25 protein-coding genes are annotated in these 24,998 nt (G+C 71.4%); 15 read left to right on the top strand and 10 right to left on the bottom strand.

Translation table 11 applies throughout. From position 1 onward, the window contains the following. Window positions 1-270: 270 nt before the first annotated feature. From SSNG_RS22405 to SSNG_RS22390, 4 genes are read left to right on the top strand one after another with little or no spacing between them, the layout of a single operon-like run. Entirely contained in the window at window positions 271-1,374 is a 1,104-nt protein-coding gene (locus tag SSNG_RS22405; protein WP_042801665.1) for a substrate-binding domain-containing protein, read from the top strand. Between the two features lie 32 nt (window positions 1,375-1,406). Continuing rightward, a complete protein-coding gene (locus SSNG_RS22400) occupies window positions 1,407-2,588 on the top strand; it encodes a toxic anion resistance protein (protein ID WP_042803938.1) in 1,182 nt (393 codons plus the stop codon). Next, a complete protein-coding gene (locus SSNG_RS22395) occupies window positions 2,585-4,249 on the top strand; it encodes a VWA domain-containing protein (RefSeq protein ID WP_050779701.1) in 1,665 nt (554 codons plus the stop codon). Before SSNG_RS22400 ends, SSNG_RS22395 begins: the two co-directional genes overlap by 4 nt. Further along, window positions 4,236-4,841: a hypothetical protein gene (locus tag SSNG_RS22390; RefSeq protein WP_007266173.1), complete on the top strand. Its 606-nt coding sequence runs from the start codon at window positions 4,236-4,238 to the stop codon at window positions 4,839-4,841. Before SSNG_RS22395 ends, SSNG_RS22390 begins: the two co-directional genes overlap by 14 nt. Window positions 4,842-4,858: 17 nt before the next feature. Here SSNG_RS22390 and SSNG_RS22385 read toward each other — a convergent pair whose 3' ends face one another. Further along, window positions 4,859-5,689: a BTAD domain-containing putative transcriptional regulator gene (locus SSNG_RS22385; protein WP_007266172.1), complete on the bottom strand. Its 831-nt coding sequence runs from the start codon at window positions 5,687-5,689 to the stop codon at window positions 4,859-4,861. 334 nt (window positions 5,690-6,023) lie between these two features. Here SSNG_RS22385 and SSNG_RS22380 point away from each other — a divergent pair, with 334 nt between their 5' ends. From SSNG_RS22380 to SSNG_RS22330, 11 genes are all read left to right on the top strand, one after another. After that, window positions 6,024-6,755, top strand: coding sequence for an AfsR/SARP family transcriptional regulator (locus SSNG_RS22380; RefSeq protein WP_042801663.1), 732 nt, complete (start codon window positions 6,024-6,026; stop codon window positions 6,753-6,755). A 104-nt stretch (window positions 6,756-6,859) separates the two neighbouring features. Continuing rightward, the gene (locus SSNG_RS22375) at window positions 6,860-7,930 is read left to right on the top strand and encodes an SMP-30/gluconolactonase/LRE family protein (protein ID WP_128637094.1); all 1,071 of its coding nucleotides are present in this window, start codon (window positions 6,860-6,862) and stop codon (window positions 7,928-7,930) included. Continuing rightward, a complete protein-coding gene (locus tag SSNG_RS22370) occupies window positions 7,927-9,366 on the top strand; it encodes an MFS transporter (RefSeq protein WP_007266169.1) in 1,440 nt (479 codons plus the stop codon). The genes SSNG_RS22375 and SSNG_RS22370 overlap by 4 nt, the downstream gene beginning before the upstream one ends. 64 nt (window positions 9,367-9,430) lie before the next feature. Beyond that, window positions 9,431-10,483: an AfsA-related hotdog domain-containing protein gene (locus SSNG_RS22365; RefSeq protein ID WP_007266168.1), complete on the top strand. Its 1,053-nt coding sequence runs from the start codon at window positions 9,431-9,433 to the stop codon at window positions 10,481-10,483. Continuing rightward, a complete protein-coding gene (locus SSNG_RS22360; protein ID WP_007266167.1) occupies window positions 10,476-11,132 on the top strand; it encodes an HAD family phosphatase in 657 nt (218 codons plus the stop codon). The genes SSNG_RS22365 and SSNG_RS22360 overlap by 8 nt, the downstream gene beginning before the upstream one ends. Window positions 11,133-11,196: 64 nt before the next feature. Continuing rightward, the gene (locus SSNG_RS22355; protein ID WP_042801660.1) at window positions 11,197-11,901 is read left to right on the top strand and encodes an SDR family oxidoreductase; all 705 of its coding nucleotides are present in this window, start codon (window positions 11,197-11,199) and stop codon (window positions 11,899-11,901) included. 65 nt (window positions 11,902-11,966) lie between these two features. Beyond that, window positions 11,967-12,401, top strand: coding sequence for an ester cyclase (locus SSNG_RS22350; protein ID WP_007266165.1), 435 nt, complete (start codon window positions 11,967-11,969; stop codon window positions 12,399-12,401). A 54-nt stretch (window positions 12,402-12,455) separates the two neighbouring features. After that, window positions 12,456-12,719: an acyl carrier protein gene (locus SSNG_RS22345; protein WP_007266164.1), complete on the top strand. Its 264-nt coding sequence runs from the start codon at window positions 12,456-12,458 to the stop codon at window positions 12,717-12,719. After that, window positions 12,719-13,942, top strand: a complete 1,224-nt coding sequence (locus SSNG_RS22340) for a beta-ketoacyl-[acyl-carrier-protein] synthase family protein (RefSeq protein WP_206731320.1) — start codon at window positions 12,719-12,721, stop codon at window positions 13,940-13,942. The genes SSNG_RS22345 and SSNG_RS22340 overlap by 1 nt, the downstream gene beginning before the upstream one ends. Further along, window positions 13,939-15,069, top strand: a complete 1,131-nt coding sequence (locus tag SSNG_RS22335; RefSeq protein WP_007266162.1) for a beta-ketoacyl synthase N-terminal-like domain-containing protein — start codon at window positions 13,939-13,941, stop codon at window positions 15,067-15,069. Before SSNG_RS22340 ends, SSNG_RS22335 begins: the two co-directional genes overlap by 4 nt. A gap of 30 nt (window positions 15,070-15,099) precedes the next feature. Further along, window positions 15,100-16,773: an NAD(P)/FAD-dependent oxidoreductase gene (locus SSNG_RS22330; protein WP_007266161.1), complete on the top strand. Its 1,674-nt coding sequence runs from the start codon at window positions 15,100-15,102 to the stop codon at window positions 16,771-16,773. Between the two features lie 2 nt (window positions 16,774-16,775). Here the strand turns inward: SSNG_RS22330 and SSNG_RS22325 are convergent, their stop codons facing one another. The 9 genes from SSNG_RS22325 to SSNG_RS22285 all read right to left on the bottom strand — a co-directional run bounded on the left by SSNG_RS22325 (window position 16,776) and on the right by SSNG_RS22285 (window position 24,903). After that, window positions 16,776-17,450, bottom strand: coding sequence for a response regulator transcription factor (locus tag SSNG_RS22325; RefSeq protein WP_007266160.1), 675 nt, complete (start codon window positions 17,448-17,450; stop codon window positions 16,776-16,778). After that, window positions 17,431-18,447, bottom strand: coding sequence for an ATP-binding protein (locus tag SSNG_RS22320; RefSeq protein ID WP_165365021.1), 1,017 nt, complete (start codon window positions 18,445-18,447; stop codon window positions 17,431-17,433). The genes SSNG_RS22325 and SSNG_RS22320 overlap by 20 nt, the downstream gene beginning before the upstream one ends. Before the next feature lie 307 nt (window positions 18,448-18,754). After that, the gene (locus SSNG_RS22315) at window positions 18,755-19,621 is read right to left on the bottom strand and encodes an NAD-dependent epimerase/dehydratase family protein (protein WP_007266158.1); all 867 of its coding nucleotides are present in this window, start codon (window positions 19,619-19,621) and stop codon (window positions 18,755-18,757) included. 73 nt (window positions 19,622-19,694) lie between these two features. Continuing rightward, on the bottom strand, window positions 19,695-20,171 hold the full coding sequence (locus SSNG_RS22310) for a DUF1772 domain-containing protein (RefSeq protein WP_007266157.1): 477 nt from the start codon (window positions 20,169-20,171) through the stop codon (window positions 19,695-19,697). Further along, on the bottom strand, window positions 20,171-21,004 hold the full coding sequence (locus tag SSNG_RS22305; RefSeq protein WP_007266156.1) for an ester cyclase: 834 nt from the start codon (window positions 21,002-21,004) through the stop codon (window positions 20,171-20,173). Before SSNG_RS22305 ends, SSNG_RS22310 begins: the two co-directional genes overlap by 1 nt. Window positions 21,005-21,040: 36 nt before the next feature. After that, complete coding sequence (locus SSNG_RS22300; RefSeq protein ID WP_042801652.1) at window positions 21,041-22,240, bottom strand: FAD-dependent monooxygenase; 1,200 nt, start codon at window positions 22,238-22,240, stop codon at window positions 21,041-21,043. 31 nt (window positions 22,241-22,271) lie between these two features. Then, entirely contained in the window at window positions 22,272-23,267 is a 996-nt protein-coding gene (locus SSNG_RS22295; RefSeq protein WP_007266154.1) for an aldo/keto reductase, read from the bottom strand. Window positions 23,268-23,320: 53 nt separating this feature from the next. Further along, a complete protein-coding gene (locus SSNG_RS22290) occupies window positions 23,321-23,734 on the bottom strand; it encodes an ester cyclase (protein WP_007266153.1) in 414 nt (137 codons plus the stop codon). A gap of 50 nt (window positions 23,735-23,784) precedes the next feature. After that, window positions 23,785-24,903, bottom strand: a complete 1,119-nt coding sequence (locus SSNG_RS22285; RefSeq protein WP_007266152.1) for a ketoacyl-ACP synthase III — start codon at window positions 24,901-24,903, stop codon at window positions 23,785-23,787. Window positions 24,904-24,998 lie beyond the last annotated feature (95 nt).

Genomic DNA, 24,998 nt, shown 5'->3' with positions numbered 1-24,998 from the left:
GGTCCGCGGGGCCGCCGCTGGCCCAGACGTACAGCCCCAGCGGGGCGAACACCAGCAGGCCGGACAGGCAGACCATGCCCACCACCCACCCCTGCCACCTCAAACCAGACGACGTACTCACACCCATGCCCATGTCCAGATCCTCCCGCCGCCCGCCCCCTCCCACCAGCACCCGCCCACCCACACAGCATTTCGAAGCGGGACCGTCTGGACACCCCGCGTTCACCCAACGCCCCGCGGAATGTGGGTTTCCGTGAGCAGGCTGCCCCCGTGAGACGCATCCTTGGAATCGCTCTGGCGGTCCTCCTCGTGGGCGGCGTTGTCGCCGTCATCTTCCTCGGAGGAACCGGAACATCAGAGGGCACGGCAACGAAGACCGTGCGTGGCGTCATCGGATCGGAGAAGTCCGAGTTCTTCCGCGATCCCGACGTCGTCAGGGCCCTTGCAGCCAAGGGCTACACCGTGAAGACCGAGACCTCGGGCTCCTGGGCCATGGACCAGCTGGCCCTCAAGGAGTACGACTTCGCCTTCCCCAGCAGCAGCGAGCCGGCGGACGAGATCGCCGCGAAGGCCGGGGTGAAGGGCGCGCAGAGCGCGAAGCCCTTCTTCTCCCCGCTCGTGGTCATCGCCCGCGCCAACGCGGCCCGCGTCCTCGCCGACAACGGCCTCGCCCGGATGAACGGCAAGAACACCGGCACCCTCCTGATGGAGCCCTTCCTCAAGGCGGCCGGCGAGGACCGCACCTGGCAGCAGCTCCCCGGCTCCTCGGCGCACACCGAACTGACGGGCACGGTCTTCATCAAGACCTCCGACCCCACCACCTCCAACTCCGGAGCCCTGTTCATCGGCGCCACCTCCAACGTGGCCAACAACAAGACGGTCGTCTCCGACGACGCCGGCATCGAGCGCACCGCCCCCCTCCTCCGGAAGCTGATCTCCGTCCAGGGCTCCCTGGAGCCCAGCACCGACGGCCCCTTCCGTTCCTTCATCAGCGGCAGCGGCGAGCCGCTGGTCCTCGCCTACGAGGCGCAGGTCGCCGCGCTGCTGATGCAGAAGCAGGCCACGGGGGAGGCCGCGAGCATGGTCGTGCTGTACCCGGACACCACCGTGAACTCCCCGCACACCTTCGTACCGCTCGGCGAGAAGGCCAAGGACCTCGGCACGCTCCTCGCCACCGACAAAAGGCTGCGCGAGCTGGCCGTGCGGCACGGCTTCCGCCCCCAGGAGGGGACCGCCGAGTTCTCCGCGGCCACCACCCAGTACGCCGGGTACCTCAACCCGGAGCTGACCGGGATCCGCCAGGTCAGCGCTCCGACCGTGAAGGTCCTGACGGCGCTGGCAGGCCGCGCCAAGGGGCAGGGGGGCACGCCGTGACACCGACACCGCCGCCGTTGACACCGCCGCCGCTGACACCGCCCGAGGACGGCCCGCTCGTGCTGACCGCGCCCGAGCCGGTGCCCGCCGTCCGCCGCGAGCAGGCCTCCGGCCTCGTCCCGCTCCAGGACGGTGTCCAGGAGGAGATGGCCCGCCGGGCCGACGAGTACGTCGGCGGGCTCGCCGGGATCGACGCCCGCTCGCCGGAGTTCGCGTCCCGCATCGGCGAGATCACCTCGCTCGGCTCCGCCGAGATGCGCACCGCCGCCAACCAGTCCAACCGGATGCTGGAGCGGGCCGTACGGTCCCTCGGCGCGGACGGCGGCGGGGACGCCCAGGGCCGGGTGGCGGGGTCGCTGGTCGAGCTGCGCCGCACCGTCGAGGACCTCGACCCGCGGGACGCGCCCGCCAAGGGGGCCCGCAGGCTGCTGGCGAAGCTGCCGGGCGGCAACAGGTTCCGGGACCACGTGGCCAAGTACGCCTCCTCCCAGACCACCCTGAACCGGATCGTCGGCGCGCTGCGCGGCGGCCAGGACGAGCTGCGCCGCGACAACGCCGCCCTGCACGCGGAGCGGGCCCGGCTGTGGGAGACGATGGGCAGGCTCCAGGAGTACGCGGTCCTCACCGAGGCCCTGGACGCGGCGGTCGAGCAGCGGATCTCCGAGGCCGAACGCACCGATCCCGCCCAGGCGGACGCGCTCCGCGCCGACGTGCTGTTCCCGGTGCGGCAGAAGCACCAGGACCTGCTGACGCAGCTGGCGGTGTGCGCGCAGGGCTACCTGGCGATGGACGTGGTCCGGCGCAACAACGAGGAGCTCGTCAAGGGCGTCGACCGGGCGGCGACGACGACCGTCTCGGCGCTGCGGATCGCGGTGATGCTGGCCTCGGCGCTCGACAACCAGCGCAAGGTGGCCGAGCAGGTCGACGCGCTGCGCGGCACCACGGAGGAGCTGATCCGGGGGAACGCGGAGATGCTGGCGACCCAGAGCGGGGAGATCCAGCGGATCGCCGCCGACCCGGCCGTGGGGGCGGAGACCCTGCGCACGGCCTTCGCGCAGATCTACAAGACCCTGGACGCGATCGACACGTTCAAGGTCCAGGCCACGGAGAGCATGGCGGCGACGGTGGAGTCCCTGACGGGCGAGCTCCAGGCGGCCTCGGAGCACCTGGCCCGCACCCGGACCGCGAACGCCCTGGAAGGCGGGGAGCGATGAGCGCGCGCACCACGAGGACGAAGCTGCACACGGCGCGCGTCCGCAGGCGCCTCGCCGCGGCGGTGGTCCTGGCCGCGACCCTGCTGGGCGCGACGGCCTGCACCGACGAACCGGCCACGAACACCGGAGGCGCCACCGGCGGCTCCACCCACGGCAGCAAGCCGCAGGAGTACAAGGAGGGCCGGCTCCGCGTGCTGGCCTCCAGCGAGCTTTCCGACATGGCCCAGATCCTGAAGGACGCCAAGACGGCCACCGGGGTCTCCGTCGACTTCACCTGGTCGGGGACGCTGGACGCGGCCGAGCAGGTCGCCTCGGGGAAGGCGGACGGCAGGTACGACGCGATCTGGCTGTCCTCCAACGACTACCTGCGGCTGCGTCCCGAGGCGGCCGCGAAGCTCGCCAACGAGACGCCGGTGATGTCCTCGCCGGTCGCCGTCGGCGTCAAGCCGGAGGCGCTGGCCCGGCTGGGCTGGAAGCCGGAGGAGGTGACCTGGTCGGCGGTCGAGGAGGCCGTGGCGGCCGGGAAGCTGTCGTACGGGATGACGGACCCGGTGCGGTCGAACTCCGGCTTCTCCGCCCTCGTCTCGGTGGCGTCGGGGCTGTCGGGCGCGCAGTCGGCGCTGACGGATGCGGACGTGCAGAAGGCCCGGCCGCGGCTGAAGGAGTTCTTCAAGGGGCAGAAGCTGACGTCCGGTTCCTCGGGCTGGCTGGCGACGGCGTACGCGAAGCGGGACGACGTGGACGCGCTGGTCAACTACGAGTCGGTGCTGCTGTCGATGAACGACCGGGCGAAGTCGCCGCTGAAGGTGGTCCGCCCGAAGGACGGGGTGGTCACGGCGCACTACCCGCTGACGCTGCTGACGTCGGCCCCGGCGGGGGCGCGGGAGTCGGGCCGGCTGCTGACGGAGTACCTGCGGGGGGACGCGGCGCAGAAGGCGATCACGGAGAAGACGTTCCGGCGGCCGGTGGCGGCGGGGGTGGCGCCGGCGGCTGGGCTGGATCCGGCCGTGCGCCGCGAGCTGCCCTTCCCGGGGGTCCGGTCGGTGGCGGACGGGCTGCTGGCCTCGTACGAGAACGAGCTGCGGCGGCCCTCGCGGACGGTGTACGTGCTGGACACCTCGGGTTCGATGGAGGAGGGGGACCGGATCGGGCGGCTGCGTTCGGCGCTCACCGACCTGACGGGGACGGGGAGTTCGGGGACGGGGCAGCGGTTCCGGGACCGTGAGGAGGTGACGCTGCTGCCGTTCGGGGACAAGGTGAAGAAGGTGCTGACGCACGTCGTCGAGCCGGGCAATCCGGGGCCTGCGCTGGACGCGATCCGGGGCGACGTGAAGTCGCTGCGCCCGGAGGGCGGTACGGCCGTCTACGCCAGCCTGAAGGCGGCGTACCAGCACCTGGGGGAGGGCAACGCGGACGCGTTCACCTCGATCGTGCTGATGACGGACGGGCAGAGCGGGGACAAGGTGAAGGACTTCGACTCCTTCTACGCCGGGCTGCCGGAGGCGCAGAAGCGCACGCCGGTGTTCGCGGTGCTGTTCGGGGACTCGGACCGCAAGGAGCTGACGCACATCACGGAGCTGACCGGTGGCCGGCTCTTCGACGCGACGGACGGGAACAGTTCGCTGGCCGGGGCCTTCGAGGAGATCCGTGGCTACCAGTAGGGCGCTCGCGTACCTGGAGTCGAGGAAGAACCTGTGGGGCAGCGCCTGCGGGCTCCTCGGGCTGGGCCTGACGCTGGCCGGGGTGGCGGGTACGTACTGGCCGGCGGTGGTCGCGGGGCTGTACGGGGCGGGTGCGCTGTTCGCGCCGCCCGACCGGACTCCGCCGCCGCCGTTCCCGGGCCCCGCGGAGCAGCTGGACCTCGTACGGGAGGACCTGGGCCGGCTGCGCGGGTACGTGGCGGAGGTGGAGCTGCCGCCGGCCGCCGAGGGGAAGCTGGGCGAGTTGCTGGACCTGTACGCGGCCCTGCTGGACCCGGGGTGGCCGGCGCAGGTCCTGGCGGCCGAACCGGAGGCGGTGCACGCTTTGGCGCGGGCGGTCCGGCTGGACGTGCCGGAGTGCGTGGACACGTACAACCGGACCCGCTGGTGGACCCGGCTGACGCCGGGCGGGGAGTCCCCCGAGCGGCACCTGGAGCGGCAGCTGTCGCTGCTGTCGGAGGAAGCGGAACGCCTGACGGCGGAGCTCCAGGACCGGGAGGCCCTCCGGCAGCAGACGCACACGGCCTATCTGGAAGGCCGCAGGGAGTCCTAGGGGGTGTCCGGCGGCGGTCACCGGGGGGTGGCCGCCGGCCTGCCCGCGCGGGGGAGGACGGACCACGGGGGCTCCGCCGCGGAGCCGTCGGGGTTCGGTTCGAGGACCAGGTCCATGAGCCGGCGGGTGCTGGGCAGCGGGCTCAGGCCGAGCTCTTCGTCCAGGATCCGCTCCAGTGTCCGGTAGGCCTGGAGCGCCTCGGTGCGGCGCCCGCACCGGTGGAGGGCGGCGATGAGGTGGCCGTGGAACCACTCGTGGTGCGGGTGGTCGTGGACCAGGAGGCGCAGCTCCGGGATCACCTCGCGGTAGCGGCCGAGCCGGACGGTGATCTCGATGTGCAGTTCCAGGGCCTGGACGTACAGCTCCTCCAGGCGGGCCCGGCGGCCGGCCAGGACGTGGCCGACGGGGATGTTGGAGACCAGGGGCCCTCGTCTGATGGCGAGGGCCCGCTTCGTGTGGGCGGCGGCGGTTTCGGCGTCGCCGCGGCCCAGTTCGGCGTCCGCGCGCAGGACGAGGTCTTCGAGTTCCCGGACGTCGGTGGCCTGGTGGTCTTCGAGGTGCAGCATGTAGCCGGAGGGGCACGTGATCAGGACGGGCCGGGACGTTTCCCCGGCCGACAGTTCGTCGAGCCGCCTGCGGGCGTGGTGGATGTGGGTCTGGGCCGTCGCGAGAGCGGTGCGCGGGGGGTTTTCCCGCCAGAGTTCGCGGACCAGGGTGTCCGAGCTGACGACCTGGCCCGGCTGGGTGGCGAGCAGGGCGAGGGCCTGGGCGACCTTGGGCGGTCCCGGGGTGTGGGACGTGCCGTCGGCCGTGACGACGAGGAAGGGTCCGAGGAGTCTCAGACGCATCGTGCACTCTCCTTTCCGGGGCCCGGACGCCCGCGTCATCGAGGACCGTCGGAAGTTTCAATTGGTTCTCGGCAGCATAGCTTTGGTCTTCTTCCGGCCAACGTCGGCGCGTTCCGGACGATCGGATTGCCTCCAAGGAGGCATGGGGGGTGCACCATAGGACGTCTGTCCGGATCCCGGCGGTGCTCATAGATTCGTTGCCATGCCGCTGTTGATGCCGCAACCGATCACCTCCGACAACGGGTCCCGGCCCGATCTCCTCGACGATTGGCTGGCCGCCCACTCCACCCGCCCTGAGCGAAATCCTGAATTCCGTATTCTGGGTCCGCTCGAAATGCGCTACGGCGCTTCCGTTTACCGCCCCCGCGGTCCCAAGGTGCGCAAGCTGCTGGCCCTCCTCATCGTCCGGGCCAACGAAACCGTGCCGGTGGACCACCTGATCGACGAGCTGTGGGAAGGCGACCCGCCGGCCACGGCGGTCAACACGGTCCGCACGCACGTCTACCACCTGCGCCAGGAGCTCGGTCAGTGGCTCGGGCACGAGGCGGTGCAGGACCTGCTGACCACGGAGGCGACCGGGTACTCGCTCAACGTGGAGGAACGCCAGAGCGATCTGGCCGTCTTCCGCAGGACCTGCGCCCGGGGCCGTCAGGAGTTGCGGGCCGGACACCTGGAAGCGGCATACGAGAGCTTCGGCGACGCGCTCGGCATGTGGCGGGGACCCGCCCTGGCCGACGTGCGCCAGGGTCACGTCCTCGCGGCACACGCCCGGGAGATCGAGGAGCTCCAGCTCCACGCCCAGGAGAAGTGGATCGAAGTGGCCATGCGGCTGGGCTACTACCGCGAGGTCCTGCCCCAGCTGCGGAACCTGGTGGCCAGCCACCCGTACAACGAATGGCTGCACGCCCGGTTGATCGACGCCCTGCACCAGTCGGGCCGGCGGGGCGACGCCCTGCGCGCGTTCCAGGACGTACGTACCGTCCTGGCGCACGAACTCGGCCTGGAGCCCTCGGAGGACCTGAGGCGGGTGCAGCGGTGCGTGCTGGTCGGCGGCCGGGCCTCCTGACTCCCGGCCGCCGTCCCGCCCCCACCCCCGTCACTCCCCCGTTCCCCCACTCCCCTTGACCTTGCCCTTGCCCTTGCCCCGTACGTACGAGAGAAGGAAGAACAGTGTTTCGTTCACTGCCCTTAGCGGCAGCCGCAGCCGGCGTGGCCGTGCTCGCGTCCATCGCGCCGCTCGCGCTACCGGCCGTCGCCGTGGCGGAGCCGGTCCCCGCGGCCGCCCAGTCCGTGAGCCTCCACCAGGGCGCCGAGGTCATCACCGGCCGGGCCACCGAGCTCTACCCGGAGGGCATCGCCTGGGACCCGACCCGCCGTGCGTTCCTGGTCGGCTCCGCCTCCCAGGGCAACCTCTCCGTGATCGGCCAGGACGGCGGCATCAAGGAGCTGGCGCCGAGCATCGGCATGGTGTCGACCCTCGGCATCCGCGTCGACGTCGCCCGCAACCGCATCCTGGTCGCCTACAGCGACTTCTGGGTCCGCCAGCGCCTGGACGTCGGCGACCAGCCGCCGACCTCGGGCGTGGCCGTCTTCGCCCTGGACACCGGCAAGCTGCAGCGCAAGGTGGACGTGGCGGGCGGGCGCGGACGCACCTTCGCCAACGACCTCACGTTCGACCGCCGCGGGAACATCTACGTCACGGACTCCGTGTCGGACACGATCCAGCGGATCGGCCTCGACGGCAAGGTCACCCCGGTGGTCACCGACCCCCGCTTCGCCGCCGACATCGTCGGCCTGAACGGGATCGTCTGGCACCCGGACGGCTACCTGCTCGCCGTGCGCTACGACACCGGCGTCATGTTCCGGATCAACCCGAACGCGCCGGCGCACCGCCGGGTGACCGAGGTCAAGCTCCCCCGGCCGCTGGTCGGCACGGACGGTCTCGGGCTGCGTCCCGACGGCTCCCTGGTCGTCGTCACCAACTCGATCGGCGCCGCCGTGGGCGTGCCCGGCGGGGTGGACGCGGTGACCGTCCTGGAGTCGAAGGACGGCTGGCGCACCGCCGGCTTCAGCAAGCGGCTGGACCCGTGGGCCACCCAGGGCCCCACGACGGTGGCCGTGACCCCGCACGGCGACTACGTCCTCAGCGGCGACGTCGGCGAGCTCATGGCCGGCCGGACCTCGGACCTGGTCACCCTCCGCCGCATTCCGGGCTCGGAGTCCGGGGGGTACGGCCGATGATGGCGACGAACAAGGGGCCGGCTCCCGTCTGGGCGCTGATAGCCACTTCCCTGCCGATGTTCATGGTGTCGCTGGACAACCTGGTCGTCACCAACGCACTGCCCAAGATCGCCGAGCAGTTCAGCGTCAAGCAGTCCGAACTGCAGTGGGTGATGAACGGCTACGTGCTGGCCTTCGCCGGTCTGCTGCTGGCGGGTGCGGCGCTGGGTGACCGCTTCGGCCGCCGCCGGGTCTTCCTGTGGGGCGTCGGGCTCTTCACGGCCTCCTCCATCGGCTGTGCGGTGGCCAACTCGGTCGCCACGCTGGTGATCGCCCGCGTGCTCCAGGGCGCCGGTGCGGCCGCGATCCTGCCGGTCTCGCTCACCCTGGCCGTCGCCGCCGTCTCCCGGGAGCAGCGGAACATGGCCGTCGGTGTGTGGGGCGGCGTCAACGGCCTCGGCATCGCTGTCGGTCCGCTGGCCGGCGGCCTGGTGACCGAGCAGATCGACTGGAGCTGGATCTTCTGGATCAACGTGCCGGTCGGCGTCATCGCCCTGCCCCTCGCCTTCTGGGCGGTCAAGGAGAGCAAGGGCGAGGAACGGAACCTGAACGTCCCCAGCATGGTGCTGATCACCGGCTCGGTCGTGGCGGCGGTCTGGGGCATCGTCCACGCCGCGGACCACGGCTGGACCCAGAGCACCACGCTGATCGGACTCGGCGCCGCGGCGGTACTGGCGGTCGCGTTCATCATGAACGAACGCAGGAGCGCGAGCCCGCTGATCCCGCTGCACATGTACCGCGTCCCGGCCTTCGTGCTCAGCAACGTGGTGTCGATCACGATGTACTTCGGCGTCTTCGGGTCGATCTTCTTCCTGAGCCAGTTCCTCCAGGGCCCGATGGGCTACTCGCCCTTCGAGGCGGGACTGCGCACCCTCCCGTGGACCGTCGCCCCGATGATCGTGGTGCCCGCCGCGATGGGCTTCGTGGACCGCATCGGCGGCGGAGTCCTGCAGGCGGTGGGCTGTGCCCTCCAGGCCCTCGGCCTCGGCTGGATCGCCCTGATCGTCACCCCGGACGTCGGCTACGGCTCCATGGTGCCCGCCCTCGCCCTGGCCGGCATCGGCATGGGCCTCGTCTTCGCCGGCAACCCCGCCACGGTCATCTCCGCGGTGCGGGAGAGCGAGCACAACAAGGCCTCCGGCGCGAACAACACCAGCCGCGAGTTCGGCGGTGCGCTGGGTGTCGCCGCCCTGACGGCGGTCTTCAGCCGGCAGTTCGCCGGCGCCGGTACCGGCGACGCACAGGCGGCCTTCACGGACAGCCTCCAGTCGGCGCTGTGGATCGGCACGGCGGTGGTCCTGCTGGGCGCGGTGAGCGCCCTGTTCATCAGGCGCCGTACGACGCAGGTCGGCCCCGGGGCCGTCGAGCAGGAGCGGGTGTCGGTCCCGGTCGGCTGACCGGAGCCCCACCCATCCGCAAGCCAACCGTTCACTTCGGAGAAGTGGTCAGGAGGGAAGACGTATGACCACGCAGGTGATTGAGGACGCCACCTCTACTGTGATCCAGGACATCGACTACGGCCGCACCATCGAACGGGCACTCGTGCACCGTTCCGCGATCACCGAAGTCTTCGTCACGGATGTTCGAACGCTGCGGCCCATGGCGGTGACGGCTGGAATTCACCTTCCGCTGACCCATCTCTATTACAGTGACCACCGGTCGCGGCCCAAGCTGCACGATTCCCTGATTTTCCTGGAGGCGGGGCGACAGGTATCGATCGCGGGTTCCCACATTCACGTGGGAATTCCGATCGACACCATCGCCATCGTGAACACCTTCCAGTTTTCGATGAAGAATCTGTATGCTCTGGAAGTGGGCCGGGAAACCGGAACCCCGCGGATCGACACCGACTTCTTCGGTACCCCGGCCCGCAACGGCCGGTTCCGCAAGGGCCGGCTCGTCCAGCGGATCTACATGGGTGACGTGCACGTCGGCGACCACTCCATGGACGTGCTCTTCCTGAAGAAGCACGAGAACGAGATCCTCCGCCAGGCGCAGCGCGGCACACCGGCACCGATGAGCTCGGAGTTCACCGAGGACGTCGTGTCCCGCACGGCCCGGCGCGTCGCCCCCGAACTGGTGGGCCGCGACAACCCGCTGAACGTCGTCCTCACCGAACCGGAGGTCACCGGCGACTCGGTCGTGGCCCAGGTCGTACCGCGCTTCGACAACCCGGCGCTGTTCGACCACGCCTACGACCACCTGCCGGCGATGACCCTGGTCGAGGCGGCCCGCCAGGTGGCGGTCTACTCCGCCGGCACCGCCGGCCGTGCCCCCGGGGAAGCCCCCCTGCCGGTGTACGCCTCCGGCTTCGACGCGGAGTTCTACCGCTTCGCCGAGCTGGACGTACCCCTGACGGTGTCGGCGGACCGGGTGCCGGCCGGCCCCGAGCGCCACGTGATCCGCGTCCGGTTCCTCCAGGACTCGGAGGAGATCGCGGCGCTCACCGTCACCGTCGACGACGCATCCCGCATCCCGCACCCCGAACTCCAGCCGAGGAACCACCATGCCTGACAGCACCGCGCCCCGACTGGCGATCTGGTCGGACTTCGGAGGCGTCCTCACCCCTCCGCTCAGCCACACCATGGAGAAGTTCTGCGCCTCCATGGGCGTCGACCAGGCCGTCCTCGGACGGGCCCTGGCCACCGTCACCGCCCGGTACGGCACCACCGACATCATGCTGCCGATCGACACGCCGCTGGTGACGGAGGAGGAGTGGCTCCGCGAGATCGGTGACGTGCTGGAGTCGGAACACGGCGTCACCCTCCGCCTCAGCACGATGGCGGACGCCTGGTTCGACGGGCGGGAGACCAACCACGCCTGGGTGTCGCAGCTGCGCAAGGCGCGGGACCGGGGAGCGTTCGTCGGGATGCTCTCGAACATGGTGCCCGCCTGGGACCAGCACTGGCGGCGGATGATCGAGCCCTCCGAGCTCTTCGACGACGTCCTGCTCTCCTTCGAGACGGGTCACCGCAAGCCGTCCCCCGGCATGTTCGAACTCGCCGCGCAGCGGGCGGGTGTCGCCCCGGAGCGCTGCGTGCTCGTGGACGACCTGCCGCACAACTGCGCCGGCGCCGAGGCGGCCGGATGGCGGGCGGTGCTCTTCACCGACGCCGAGAGCGCCGCCGCCCGGATCGAATCCCTGTGGGACGACGTCGCATGAGCCGGCCGTCCCCGACACCGCCACCACCACAAGGCCCGTGGCGACACGACAAGAGGAGGTGCACATGAGTCGCTCCGTACTCGTCACCGGCGGAAACCGGGGCATCGGACTCGCCACCGCAGAGGCCTTGGCCGCCGAGGGGAACAAGGTCGCGATCACCTACCGCAACGGGGAGCCGCCTCCCGGCTTCTACGCCGTGCGGTGCGACGTGACCAACCCCGACGACGTCAGGGCAGCGGTCGAGGACGTGACCATCCAGCAGGGCCCCGTCGAGGTGCTGGTCTCCAACGCCGGCATCACCCGCGACCAGCTGCTGATCGGCATGCCGGACGAGGACTTCCGGGCGGTGATGGAGACCAACTTCCAGGCCGCCGTCACCGTCACCCGCGAGGTCATCCCCGCGATGATCAAGGCCCGCTGGGGCCGTCTGATCTACATGTCGTCGATGAGCGGCATGGCCGGCGCCCCCGGCCAGACCAACTACGCCTCCTCCAAGGCGGCGCTGATCGGCTTCGCCCGGTCGCTCGCCATCGAGGTGGGCCGCCGCAACATCACGGTGAACGTGGTGTCCCCCGGCCTGATCGAGACCGACATGGTCCAGGACATCACCGACACCCGCCGGGAGCAGGCCCTGGCCAGGACCGCCCTGGCCCGCCCCGGCACCGCCGCGGAGGTCGCCGCCGCCGTGCGCTTCCTCGCCGGCGACGACGCCTCGTACGTGACCGCGGGCGTCATCCCGGTCACCGGCGGCCTGGGCGCCGGCCACTGAGCCGGCCCCGCACCCACGGACCACTGACCCACCCGGAACATCCCAACCCATTCAGGAGCAATGCGATGAGCAACGAAGCACTCGAACTCGCCATGGAGATGGGCAAGGTCTTCAACGACCTCAACGAGGAGGCCGCCCACAAGTACATCGGCGCCGAGTTCGTCGACCACGAGGCCCCTCCCGGCACCCCGGGCGGCCCGCTCGGCTACCTCGGCACCGCCCGCTGGGTCCACAGCGCCTTCGCCGGCGCCAAGTGGGAGCACCTGGACAGCTTCTCCGAGGGCGACCGCGCCATCCTGCGGCTGCGCTTCACCGGCAAGCACGTCGGCAACTTCCTCGGCTTCGAGGCCAGCCAGCGCGACGTCGACGTCGAGCAGACCCACATCTACCGGATCGAGAACGGCCTGGTCGTCGAGCACTGGGGCTACCGCCAGGACCTGCTGATGCTGGCGCAGATGGGCGCCATCACCCTCCAGCCGCCGACGGCCCCGGCCGCGTAAGTCCCGTCCCGCCCCCACCTCACAGACACACACCATCCAGGAAGAGGAATCGTCATGAGCGCCCAGACTGTCGACCTGAGAACTGACCTCGAGGCCCAGGTCCGCGAGATCGTCAACGAGGAGCTGGAGCTGGAGGACGGTGAGCTGACCTACGACGGCCACTTCATCGACGACTACGAGAGCGACTCCCTCACCCTCATCACGGTCGTCTCCCGCATCGAGAAGGAGCTCGGCTACGTCATCCCGAAGGAGGAGCTGGAGTCCCTGGAGACGCTGCGCGCCCTCCTGGTGGCCGTCGAAGGATGCGCGGGCAACTGATGCCTGACACGCCCTTGCGACGAGTCGTCATCACGGGGCTCGGAGCGGTCAGCCCGGTCGGTATCGGTGCGGAAGTCTTCGCCGGTGCCGTCCGGGCGGGCCGGGTCGGCATCGAGCCGATCCGCAGCTTCGACGCCAGCCCGTTCCCCAGCCGGAACGCCGGCGAGGTCAACGACTTCGAGCCGACGGAGATCCTGCGCAACCTCGACCCCGACAGGTGGGGACGCAGCGGACTCCTCGCGGCCGCGGCGGCCCGCCTGGCCGTGGAGGACTCCGGCATCGAGCCCGAGCTCCTCTCCGCCGGCCGGTCCGGCTCCATCATGGGCACCACCAGCGGCGAGTCCGCGGTCGGCCAGAGCCTGGGCGGCCAGTGGCTCACCCAGGGCCTCAAGGGCCTGGAGCCCCGTCTGGTCGGGCAGATGCCGGCCAGCCAGATCGCCAACGCGGTGAACGCCGAACTCGGCCTGTCCGGCGACGCCCAGACCATCCCGACCGCCTGTTCGGCCAGCAACTACGCGCTGGGCTACGCCTTCGACATGGTGCGCAGCGGCGAGGCCGACTTCATGCTCGCCGGTGGCGCGGACGTGGTGAACCGGCTGACCCACTCCGGGTTCTACGCCCTGGGCGCCATGGCCGCGGACCTGCCGCGGCCGTTCGACGCCAACCGGGCCGGCATCGTCACCGGCGAGGGCGGGGCGGCGCTGCTGCTCGAACCCCTCGACCACGCGCTGGCCCGCGGTGCCCGCATCTACGCGGAGGTGCTCGGCTACGCCGCGAACTGCGACGCCGAGCACATGGTGCACCCGGACGCGACGAGCATCGCCGCGTGCATCCGGGCCGCCCACCGCAACGCCGGCGTCACCCCGGAGCAGATCGACTACATCTGCGCGCACGGCACGGGTACGCCCACCAACGACTCGACCGAGGTGAACGCGGTCCGTCAGGTGTTCGGTGACCGGCTGCCGCCCATCAGCTCGCTCAAGTCCATGCTCGGCCACACCATGGGCGCGGCCAGCGGCTTCGGTGCGATCGCGTCCTGCAAGGCCCTGGAGCAGGGGTTCCTGCCGCCCACGGCCAACCTGCTGGAGATCGACCCGGAGCTGGGTCCCGGCGTGGACGTCGTCCCCGGCCGGGGACGCGACGCCCAGGTGGAGATCGTCCAGAACCACGGTTTCGCCTTCGGCGGCAACAACGTCATCACCATTCTCGGGAGGTACTCGTGACCACAGCGGCGCCCGTGCGGCCGTTGACCGTAGTCAGCGCCGGGGTGGTCTCCAGCGCCGGCTACGGCCTGGCCCCCCTGGCCGCCCTGCTGAGCGGGGAGGCCGTGCCGGGCGCCGGCGCCGGACCCGACGCGGAGGACTACCCCCCGCGTCCGGTCCGGCCGGTTCCCGACTTCAAGCTCGCCGACCACCTGGGGCGCAAGGGCATCAAGTACCTGGACCGCCTCACCGGCCTGAGCCTGGTCGCCTGCAAGCAGGCGCTGGAATCGGCCGGTCCGGGCGGGGCCGGCGAGGAGCCGGCCCGGACCGGTGTGGTGCTGGCCACCAACACCGGCAGCATCGCCGGGTACACCGACCTGCTGTACGACACGCTCACGCTGGACAAGCCGCAGCTCATCAACCCCGGCAAGTTCTCCCACAGCGTGATGAACGTCAGCGCCGGCCAGATGGCCATCCGCCACGGGTTCAAGGGCCTGAACGCCACGGTGGCCGGCGGGCGCAGCGCGAGTCTCTACGCCTTCCGCCACGCCCGGATGGCGATGTCGGTCGGGCACGCCGACCGGCTGCTGGTGGGCGGTTCCGAGGAGCTCAGCGCTCCGACGGCGTGGGCGTGGCACCACGCGGGGACGCTGGACGAGCGGGCGTCGGTCGGCGAGGGCTCGGCCATCTTCGTCGTCACGTCCGATCCGACCGCGGAGGAGCAGGAGACCGCCCTCGCGGACCTCCTGGCCTGTGAGGTCGGCTACAACACCTGGGCGGGCGTCAACCAGCGCCAGGAGGGTCGGCGCGGGCTGACGGACGGGCTGGCCTCGGCCATCACCCGGGTGCTGGAGCGCAGCGGGGTCCGGGCCGAGGACGTGGACGTGGTGTCGCTGGGCGCCACCCACCACGTGGGGCTGGAGCGGCTGGAGGAGCGCGCGGTCCGTCTCGCGCTGGGGCACCTGCCGCAGCAGGTGCGCGTCGGCGAGGTGCTGGGCGAGACGTACAGCGCCAGCGGCGCCATGCAGCTCGCGGGCCTGCTCGCCCACTGGAGCGACGAGCCGGCCGGGCGGCCTCGTATCGGCCTGGTCACGTCGGTCGGCCATGACGGGAACGCCGGTGCGCTGATCGTGCGCAGCCGGGTCTGAGTGCACAGCGCGAGAAGGGGACGGTTACCCGTGGATCGGGATGAGTGGGACGCCATCGTCGTCGGCAGTGGCATCGGCGGTCTGGTGTGCGCGGCGTACCTCGCGGCCGACGGCCGGCGGGTGCTCGTGCTGGAGCAGCACGACGTGGCGGGCGGCAACAGCCACGTCTTCCGCCGGCGCCGGGCTTACGAGTTCGACGTGGGCGTCCACTATCTCGGCGACTGCGGTCCGGACGGGGTGCTGCCCGCGATCCTCTCCGGCCTCGGGCTGGGCGGGCGGGTCTCCTTCCGGGAGATGGACCAGGACGGCTTCGACCGGATCGCGCTGCCGGACCTGACCGTGGACGTCCCCACGGGCTGGGACAGGTACGCGAAGCGGCTGTCGGAGGCGCTTCCGGAGGACGCCGCGGGCATCCTGCTGTTCACCGACGTGTGCGCCGCCATCGCGGACGAGACCCGTTCGCTGATGCTGTCGGACGGCGACCTGTCCGTGGCCGACCTGATGGCCCGCACGCCGGTGACGGCCCGCTGGGGACGCCGTACGGTCTCCGAGCTGTTCGACCACTGCGGCCTGTCCCCGCGGGCGCGGACGGTCCTGGCCGCCCAGTCGCCCAACTACGGGATGGGCGCGCGGCAGGCCGTCGTGTCCATGCACGCGGCCGTCACCGACCACTACCTGCGGGGTGCCTACTATCCGGAGGGCGGCGGCCAGGTGCTGGCGGCCTCGCTGGTCGAGGCGCTGGAGGCGCACGGCGGCGAGCTCCGCACCCGGAGCCGGGTCGGCCGGATCCTCGTGGAGGACGGCAGGGCCGCCGGGGTGGAGATGCGGGACGGCGAGGTGCTCAGGGCGCCCCTCGTGATCTCGAACGCGGACTACCGCAGGACCGTGCTGGACCTCGTGGGCGAGGAGCACTTCGGCCGCCGGCTGGTGGCCAAGACCCGGCAGGCGGAGATGGCGCTGCCCTTCGCGACGCTCTACATCGCGCTCGACCGGGAGCTGCCGGCCCGTCCGAACGCGAACCTCTGGTGGTACCGGAACGGCGACATCGAGGCCGCCTACCAGGATCTGGCCGATGAGCGCGTGGACGAGGTGCCGCTCCTGTTCTTCTCCTTCGCTTCGCTGAAGGATCCGGGCGCGCGCAACGTCTGCCCGCCCGGGCACAGCAACTTCCAGGTGATGACGCTCTGCCCGCCCGGGTACGAGTTCTGGGGTGTCAACGAGGGGCCCGCGGCCGGCGAGCGGTACCGGCGCAACGCGGGCTACCAGGACCGCAAGGCGCGGCTGACCGAGGCGATGCTGCGGGCGGCCGAGGAGGCGATCGGCCCCTTCCGGGAGCACATCGTGCACCTGGAGGCGGCGACGCCGATCTCGCACGAGCGGTACACGCTCGCGACCGGCGGGACGCCCTACGGCCTGGCCCACTGGGGCGGCGTCGGCGGCCGGCCGGACACGGCCACCACCGTCGAGGGACTGTACGTGGTGGGTGCCAGCACCCGGTACGGCAGCGGGATCACCGGTGCCGCCGTCGGCGGGATGGCGTGCGCCGGCCAGATCACGGGGCGCCGGCTGCTCGCCGAGGTCCACGCGGGCGCGGTGCTGGGCGACCCGGCCCTGCTCCCGCCGCGCGCGGCCGGCTGGGACCCACTCGCCGTCTCCCGCGGGGCCGGCCGGCGCGGCGCGCGCGGCCTGGCCGGAATCGGCTGAGGTCAGCCGACGTCGCCCAGGCTGGGTCTGCGGACGATCAGCTGGGCGTCGATGGCCTTGTTGACCGCGTCCACCCTCGACACCGCTTCGAGCTTCTCGAAGATGTTGCGCAGGTGCCGCTTGACGGTGCCCTCCGCGACGCCGAGCTCACTGGCGATCTGCCGGTTGCTCATGGCGTGCGCCACCAGCGTCAGGACCTCGCGCTCCCTCGGCGACAGGCCCGAGGGCGCCGGCGCGAAGGCACTGGGACGACCCTGCTGCGGCACCGCGATGATGGTGTGCGGATCCACGTTGCGGATGTTGCGGATGGCCGCGAGCAGGGTCTCGTGGTGCGTGCTCTTGTGCAGGTAGCTTCTGGCTCCCTGGCGCAGCAGCTCCTGGATGAGCTGCGGATCACCATGCATGCTGAGTATCAGGACCTGCAGATCGGGCAGGGCCCTGCTCAGCTCCCCCACCACGGTGGGTGCATGGTGATTCGGCATTTCCACGTCCAGCAGCACGACTTCCGCCCGGTGTTCGAGGGCCAGCTCGACGAGTGCGGCCGACGAGTCGGTCTGGGCGACGACGCGCAGGTCCCCCTGGAGGTCCAGCAGCTCGCACAGGGCGTTGCGCAGGAGGGAGTGGTCGTCGACGGCGATGATCCGGATGGGGTCGGCCTCAGACGCCGGGTTCGCCATGACTGCCTCCGATGAACGGAACGGTGATGGTGATCTGGGTGCCGCTGCCGGGCGAGCTGATGAGCCGCACGCTCCCGTCGAGCAGTCCGGCGCGTTCGTAGAGCGACCTCAGTCCGTTGCCGCTGCGCAGGTGTGGTTCGAACCCGGCTCCGTTGTCCTGGACCCGTGCGACCACGGTGCGTCCCTCGATGCCCACGTCGACCGTGGCGACGGAGGCGTCGGCGTGGGCCAGCGTGTTGCGCAGGCATTCGCGCACCATGAGGAAGAGGGCGTCTCCCATGTCCATGGCCGCGATGACGCAGTCGACGTCGTCGTCGACGTGGACGTGCACGACCGGGTGGGACACGTCCACCGCGGCGAGGTAGCCGAGCAGCGCGGACTTGAGCTCGTGGGGGGCGTCGGAGTCGCTGCGCAGGCCGTCGACGAGGTCCCGGGTGCTGTTCATGGTCTCGACGAGGGTGCGCTTGAGGTGTCCGATGCGCTCCTCGTGTTCCAGTCCCTGTTCGCCGGCTCCGCGCCTCAGCATGATCTCCAGCAGTTCCAGCTGGCGCAGTGCGAGGCTGGTGTGGTTGCCGATGCGGTCGTGGACCTCCCGGGAGAGTTCGCGCTGGTTGTGCAGGGTGCTCAGGAGCTCGATGGCGGGCTTTTCGAGGCTGCGGTGGAGGACGGTGTGCAGGTCGGTGAGGACCTGGGCCAGGCGACGGCTGTCGCGGGGGGCCGGGAAGACCTCGCACAGGACCTCGGAGATGACACCGAAGAGGGTGCGGGCCGCGTGGATGCAGTGGAGGGCGGCCTGGTCGCGCTCTCGTGGGGTGCTGTAGTTGCGCCGGAGGTCGAGTCCGGCGCCCCCGGCGGCCGGCAGCCGTCCGAGCTGCAGGGAGAACAGGCACTCTGCAAAGACTTCGAGTGCGTACCTGCTGGTGTGCCACCAGTGTTCGGGATCGGTGCCGAAGGGGCTGCGGTCCATGATGAGCCGCTGCCGGTATGTCTCGATCATGTCGGACTGTCGTGCGATGAAGTCGGGTGTCGGGTCGAATGCGATTCCGACCCAGGTCCTGTCTTTCTCGTTCGTCGAGGCCATTTTTTGCCATTCCCCCCGTTGCCGCATTCGCGATCTCAAACATAGTGCCCCCCTGCGGTTAGAAGATCCCTTGAATGCCGCATGAGGAGGGCCGCAAGGCCGCTCGGAGGCTGGTTCATGTCGCTTTGGACGGTTCGGCCGCCCCCTCGGGGGTGCCGCTCCGCGGGCATGCCGAAAGGCCGCCGGCTTCCGGGAGGAAGCGGCGGCCTTTGCTCCGCGGGGCTCAGATGCCCTTTGCGAGGTCGTCCAGCGGGTCGCGGTGCTGCGGAATCCAGCCCAGCTCGTCCTGGGCCCGGGTGGTGGCGAACTGCTGGTCCAGGAACAGGGCGTCGGCCAGGAGGCCGAGCTTCTGGGAGAGCTCCTCGACCGACACCGAGCGGGTCTGGCCGGGAATGCCCGCCGCCCGGCTCAGCGCCTCGGCCACCTCGCGGGTCCGCACGTTCGCACCGGTGACGCCCAGGTACTGGGTACCGGCCGGGGCCTTGAGGGCGCGGGCGTAGAGCTCGGCTATGTCGTCGACGTGCACGAGCGACCAGGACGAGTTGCCGTCGCCCAGGTAGCCGATGGCGCCGGCCTGCAGGCCCTCGCCGAGGAAGAAGCCGGGCAGGCCGCCGGAGCGCCCGTAGACGAGACCGGGGCGCACGATGACCGGGTGCTTGCCCTGCGACGTGGTGGCCAGCAGCTGCTGCTCCAGCGGCACGCGCCAGCCGACGACCATGGGCGGGGCGAACGGCGCGTCCTCGGCGACGGCGCCGTCGGTGTCGCCGTAGGCCCAGCTGCCGCCCGTGTGGACGTACGGGTTGCCGCCGACGCCCTCCAGCAGCGCGTTCGCCGCGATCCGGTCGACCTCTCCGGAGCGCTCGTCCCCGGTCAGGGCCAGGTGCACCACGCCGTCCGCCGCGGCCGCCGCCTCGCGCAGCAGCGCCTCGTCGGTCAGCTCGCCGACCAGCGGGGTCGCACCGAGGTCGGCGACCACCTTCGCCGACTCCTGCGAACGCACCAGCGCGGTCACGGAGTCGCCCTGGGCGGCCAGCACGCGCAGCAGGGCGCGGCCGATGTAACCCGACCCGCCGGTGACGAATACCTTCATGGGATTTCCTTTCGAATCAACAGGACGTGCGTGCCCCGGCCGTCGGCGGCCGGGGCGGCGCGGCCGCCGGCGGTCAGCCGAAGGCCACGCCCGTGAACAGTGCGGCGAGCGTGAGCCCCTGGAGGACGACGCGCACGTTGATCACGCTGTCCCAGGTCTTCTGCAGCTCCCGGGCGTCGGGGAGGGTGATGCCGGCGAGGGCCGCCGCGCCGAGCTTCTTGTTCACCGGGCCGCTGATGCGGTTGTAGATGAGCAGCCAGATCACCAGGGAGACGAGGGCGACCGCGCCGGAGGCGATGGCGAGGGCGCCGCCCGTGAACACGGCCGCGACCAGGGTGAGGGCGGTGGCGATGACGCCGGCCACGCCCGGTACGGGCATCCGCTTGTCCCCGTAGTGGTGGGTGAGCCCCATGGCGCTGGTGAGCACCTCGTCGTTCGCGTGGGCCATGGCGGGCCGCTGGACCAGCGCGGAGAAAGAAAGTCGGTGCCGTACACCACCGCGTTGGCCAGCAGGGGCGACGCCCGTCAGGACCGCGTGCAGGACCTCCATCAGGCCGCCACCTCGGGCACGAGCTTCGGCGGCGCGTTCCAGGTGTGGCCGGCCGCCGCGGCCGCCGCGTCGTCCAGCAGCCACGGGTCGGTGCCGTGGATGTCGCGGACCTGCTCGCGCAGCCACTGGTCGAAGGGGTCCTCGGAGGCGTCCCAGAGACGGGCGACCCGGGCGGGGTCCTTGGCCTCGAAGTAGACGGCGACCCGGTCCCCGTCCGGACCGGGGGTGACGCGGAAGACCTCGTGGCTGATGCCCAGCCGGCGGCGGGAGGCCTCGTACTCGCGCAGGCGGGGGCCGGCCAGCTCCGTGTTGAGCCGGTGCCAGGCCTCGGACTTGTCCGCCGGCAGGGGAACGACGCGGACCACGGGCAGGTCCGTCTTGCGGACCGTGCGCCGGCCCTTGCCCGGGGCGAACATCCGCATCCCGAGCTGCGCGAACATGTTGGACGCCACGCCGATCGCCCAGCGCTCGGCGATCAGTCCGTCCTCGAAGCGCCAGACGACGATCCCGGTGGACTCGATGGTCCGGCCGGTCGGCTCCATGCCCAGCAGCTCACCGAGGTGGGTGCCGTGCCAGGTGTTGTGGATGACCACGTGGTCGCCGTGGGCGCTCATGTCCTCGATGACGACCTTGAGGTCGGGGAACGCGGCGCGCAGCCCGGCGATGGTGTACTTGACGCCCTCGACGCCCTCGGGCGCGCCCGGCAGCCCTTCGTGGTCGATGATGTCCGGCCGGTAGATCTCGTCGACGATGGAGAAGTCGCCCTGGTTGACGAACTCGTCGAAGACGCGGCGGATGGTCGCCTTGTTGTGTTCCGTGGAGCCGGTCGCCATGACCGTCCCTTCCTCTCGTGCCCTCTCGGGCTGGGATCAGTGGTGGTTCTGCAGGGCGCGTTCGCGCCAGCGGGTTCCGTAGGCGACGTGCTCCTTCTCGGCGGCGGCGAAGGCGACGCGCGTCCAGGCGGCCCTCATGAGCTGGTCGCGGATCCAGACGGCCAGCGGGTTCTCCAGCGCGCCGGCCCAGCCGATGCGGGCCGCGAGCAGCTGCATGGGGGCGGTACGGGTGCGGCGCTCGGCCTCGTAGGCGCGCAGCGCGGAGGTCACGTCTCCGGGGCGGGTGAGGTGCTCGGCGAGCACCAGCGCGTCCTCGATGGCCAGGCAGGCGCCCTGCCCGATGTTGAAGCTGACGGCGTGCGCGGCGTCGCCCAGCAGGGTCACCCGGCCGCTTCCCCAGACGGGGTCCGGCTTCCGCTCGGTGACGTCGTTGCGGATGATGCTGTCGGGGTCGGTCGCCGCCAGGATCCGGGCGACCGGGTCGACCCAGCCGCGGTGCCTGGCCTGGAGCATCCGCAGGGTGTCCTGGGGGGTGCCCTGGTCGCGGCCGCCGGCCGGGCCGTTCGCCACGCTCATCCAGTGCACGACGCCGGGGGCGATGTCGTAGTACGTGAAGCGGGTGCCGCGGCCGAAGAGGCCGAGGAAGCTGCCCGGCGGGATCTCCTCGGGGCTCATGTTCGCGTGGCCGCGCCAGGCGATGTAGCCGGTGTAGTGCGGCGGCTGGGGCCCGAGGAGCTGGGCGCGGACCGCCGAGCGGACGCCGTCCGCGCCGATCAGCACGTCGCCGCGCTCCTCGGTGCCGTCGTCGAAGCGGACGGTCACGCCCTCGCGGTCCTGGGCGTAGCCGGTCACCCGGGCGCCGGTGCGCACGGGCACGGTCAGGGCGTCGCTCATGATGCCGTGGAGCGCCGACCGGCCGATGGCGACGGTCGGCTGCCCGTAGCGGGAGGTGAACTGGCCGACGGGCCAGTCGCCGATGGAGTTGCCCCGCCAGTCGGCGAACGAGCAGACCTCCTGCGCGGGTGCGGTCTCGCGGACCGCGTCGGCGAGGCCCAGGTACTCCAGGGCCAGCATGCCGTTGGTCCAGATGTGCAGGCCCGCGCCTCCGTCGCGCAGCTGGGGCGCGCTCTCGAAGACGATGGAGTCGATTCCCTGCTGCTGGAGGGCCAGCGCGGTGGCGATGCCGCCGATGCCGCCGCCGGCGATCAGCACTCGGCGTATGCGCGGTGCGGACACGGTGTTCTCCTTGACTGGTGGGGGCGTCGGCTCAGCCGTTGAGCTGGGCCATGGCCTCGGCGGGGTAGCGGTCGCCCGCGGTGATGCCGTGGGGAGCGATGCGCTCGATCTCGGCGAGGGTCTCGGCGGAGAGGGAGACGGCGACGGCGCCGAGGTTCTCCTCCAGGTACTTGCGGCGCTTGGTGCCCGGGATGGCGACCACGTCGTCGCCGCGGGAGAGCACCCAGGCCAGGGCGAGCTGGGTGGCGGAGACCTCCAGGCGTGCCGCGAGGGCGACGAGGGCGTCCACGACCGGCAGGTTGCGCCGCAGGTTCTCCTCGGCGAAGCGCGGGGCGAAGCGGCGGAAGTCCAGGCCCTGCGGGATGTCCTGGGTGCTGCGGATGCCGCCGGTGAGGAAGCCGCGGCCCAGCGGGCTGTAGGCGACGAAGCCGATGCCCAGCTCGCGCACCGTGTCGAGCACTCCGTTGACCTCGACGTCCCGGGTGAAGAGGGAGTACTCGGTCTGGACGGCCGCGAGCGGGTGCACGGCGTGCGCCTGCCGGATGGTCCGGGCCGAGGCCTCGGAGACCCCGAGGTGGCGGACCTTGCCGGCCGCGACGAGCTCGGCCATGGCGCCGATGCTCTCTTCGACCGGCACGTCGGGGTCGATGCGGTGCAGGTAGTACAGGTCGAGGTGGTCGGTGCCCAGCCGGCTCAGGCTGCCCTCGACGGCCTGCTTGATGTACTCGGGGCGGCCGTTGAGGGCTCCGGTCAGCTTGCCGTCGGCGCCGATCTCGTTGCCGACCTTCGACGCCAGGACCAGCTCGTCGCGGCGGCCGCGGATGGCCCTGCCGACGAGGGCCTCGTTGGTGTGCGGCCCGTACATGTCGGCGGTGTCGAGCAGGGTGACCCCGAGGTCCAGGGCCCGGTTGACGGTGGCGATGGCCTCGGCCTCGTCCGAGTCCCCGTAGCCGAAGGTCATCCCCATGCAGCCGAGGCCCTCGACGGAGACCGTGACCCCGTCCCGGCCCAGCGTGCGGTGTTCCATGTGTTCCTCCATCGTGCGCTGTGTTCGTCTCGTGTTTCCGCGTCCCGGGCGGGTCAGGCGTGGGCGGCGGCCCGGAGCTCCTGGAGGACCTCGGTGAGGTTGGTCTGGTCCCAGTGCTCGGCGAACAGGCCGTCCTCCAGGCGCCAGATGTCGATGGAGCGGATCTGGACCTTGCGGTAGGTGGCCGGGATGCCGAGGAACTCGCCCTGGTGGGTGCCCTCGTACTCGAAGCGGCCGGCGACGCGGTCGCCGGAGACCAGCAGGTCCTTGACGGTGGCGGTGATGTCGGGGAAGGCGGCGAAGACGTTCTTCCAGAAGAGCCGGTTGGCCTCGCGGCCGTTGGGGACCACGGGGTTGTGGTCGATGTGCTCGAACGTGCAGTGGGTGTCGACGCGGTCCGCGTCACGCGTGTTGACCATGGCGAGGAAGTCCTCGACGGCGGGGTGGGTGGTGGTGGTCACTGACATCTGTTTCGCATCCTCTTGTCGTGGGTGGGGGGCGCCGGGCGGGGCGGGGATCAGGCGGCGGGGACCGGCGCGGGGGCGTGCCAGGTGAGCGAGAGGCCGGTGTAGACGTAGCGGCTGGCCTCGATGCCGAGCAGCACGACCTTGTGGCCGGGCCGGATCCGGCCCGACGTCCAGGCGGCGTCCAGGGCGAGCGGCACGGCGGCGGAGCCGGTGGCGCCCACTTCGGCGAGGTTCTCGACGATCTTCCCGGTCTTCAGGGCCTCGTCGTCGGCGGCGGACAGGCCGGCGTCCTCGTACTCGCGGGCGAAGTAGTCGGCGTTGCCCTCGGGCAGCACCAGCGCGTCGAGGTCGCTCAGCGACCAGCCGGAGCGCCGGGACATGTCCTTGATGGCCTCGACGAAGACCCGGGGGCCGAAGGTCGTGGTGCCGGGCACGTCCACCTTCATGTCGATCAGCCGCTTGCGGCGCAGCTGCTCGGCCTGCGACACGTCCGTGCCGCCGCCGATGATCTCCATGCCGGGCTTGCGGAGGCCGCCCATGCAGGCGTTGACGAAGGCGAAGTCGTCCTGGTGGCCGGCCTCGGCGGGCTCGGCCCGCAGCAGGACCGCGCCGGCGCCGTCGCCGAAGGTGTACAGGGTCAGCCGCTCGCGCATCCGGACCTTGAAGGGGTCCTTGCCGATGAACATCGGGGCCATCAGCGGCGAGATGGCCTCGCTGCCGATGACGAGCGCGGTACGCGCCGTGCCGTCGGCGAGCTGGCGGCGGGCGATGTCCAGGGCCTGCACCCAGCCGGCGCAGGCGCCGCGCACCTCGATGGCGGCGCACCGCTCCAGGCCGAGGTAGTGCTGCACGGTCGTGGCGACGTTCGGCAGGAGGTACTCGGGGCTCGCGGTGCACACGACCAGCAGGTCGATCTCGTCCGCGCCGACGCCCGCCCGCTCCAGGGCCTGGCGTCCCGCGGCCTCCGCCATGCGGCTGTTGGAGGTGAGGTGCTCGCCGGTGACCGTGTCGATCATCCAGTGGCGGGTCTCGACCTGGATGCCGGCCAGGACGTCGTCCGGGAGGGGGCCGACGATCTTCTCGATCTCGGTGTTGTCGATCGGGTCCCCGGGGACGTACCCGCCGGTGGAGAGGATCTTCACGCTGAGGTTCTCGGTGGTGCCGGTCATCGGGCGGACTCCGTTCGGGAGGTCGGGGCGGGCGACAGCACGATCGACGTGTGCGTCCCGCCCAGCGAAGAGCTGTTGATCAGGGCGTCGCCCTG

Source organism: Streptomyces sp. C (genome assembly GCF_000158895.1).
Classification (GTDB): Bacteria; Actinomycetota; Actinomycetes; order Streptomycetales; family Streptomycetaceae; genus Streptomyces; species Streptomyces racemochromogenes.
This window is presented reverse-complemented; position numbering and strand designations above follow the sequence as displayed.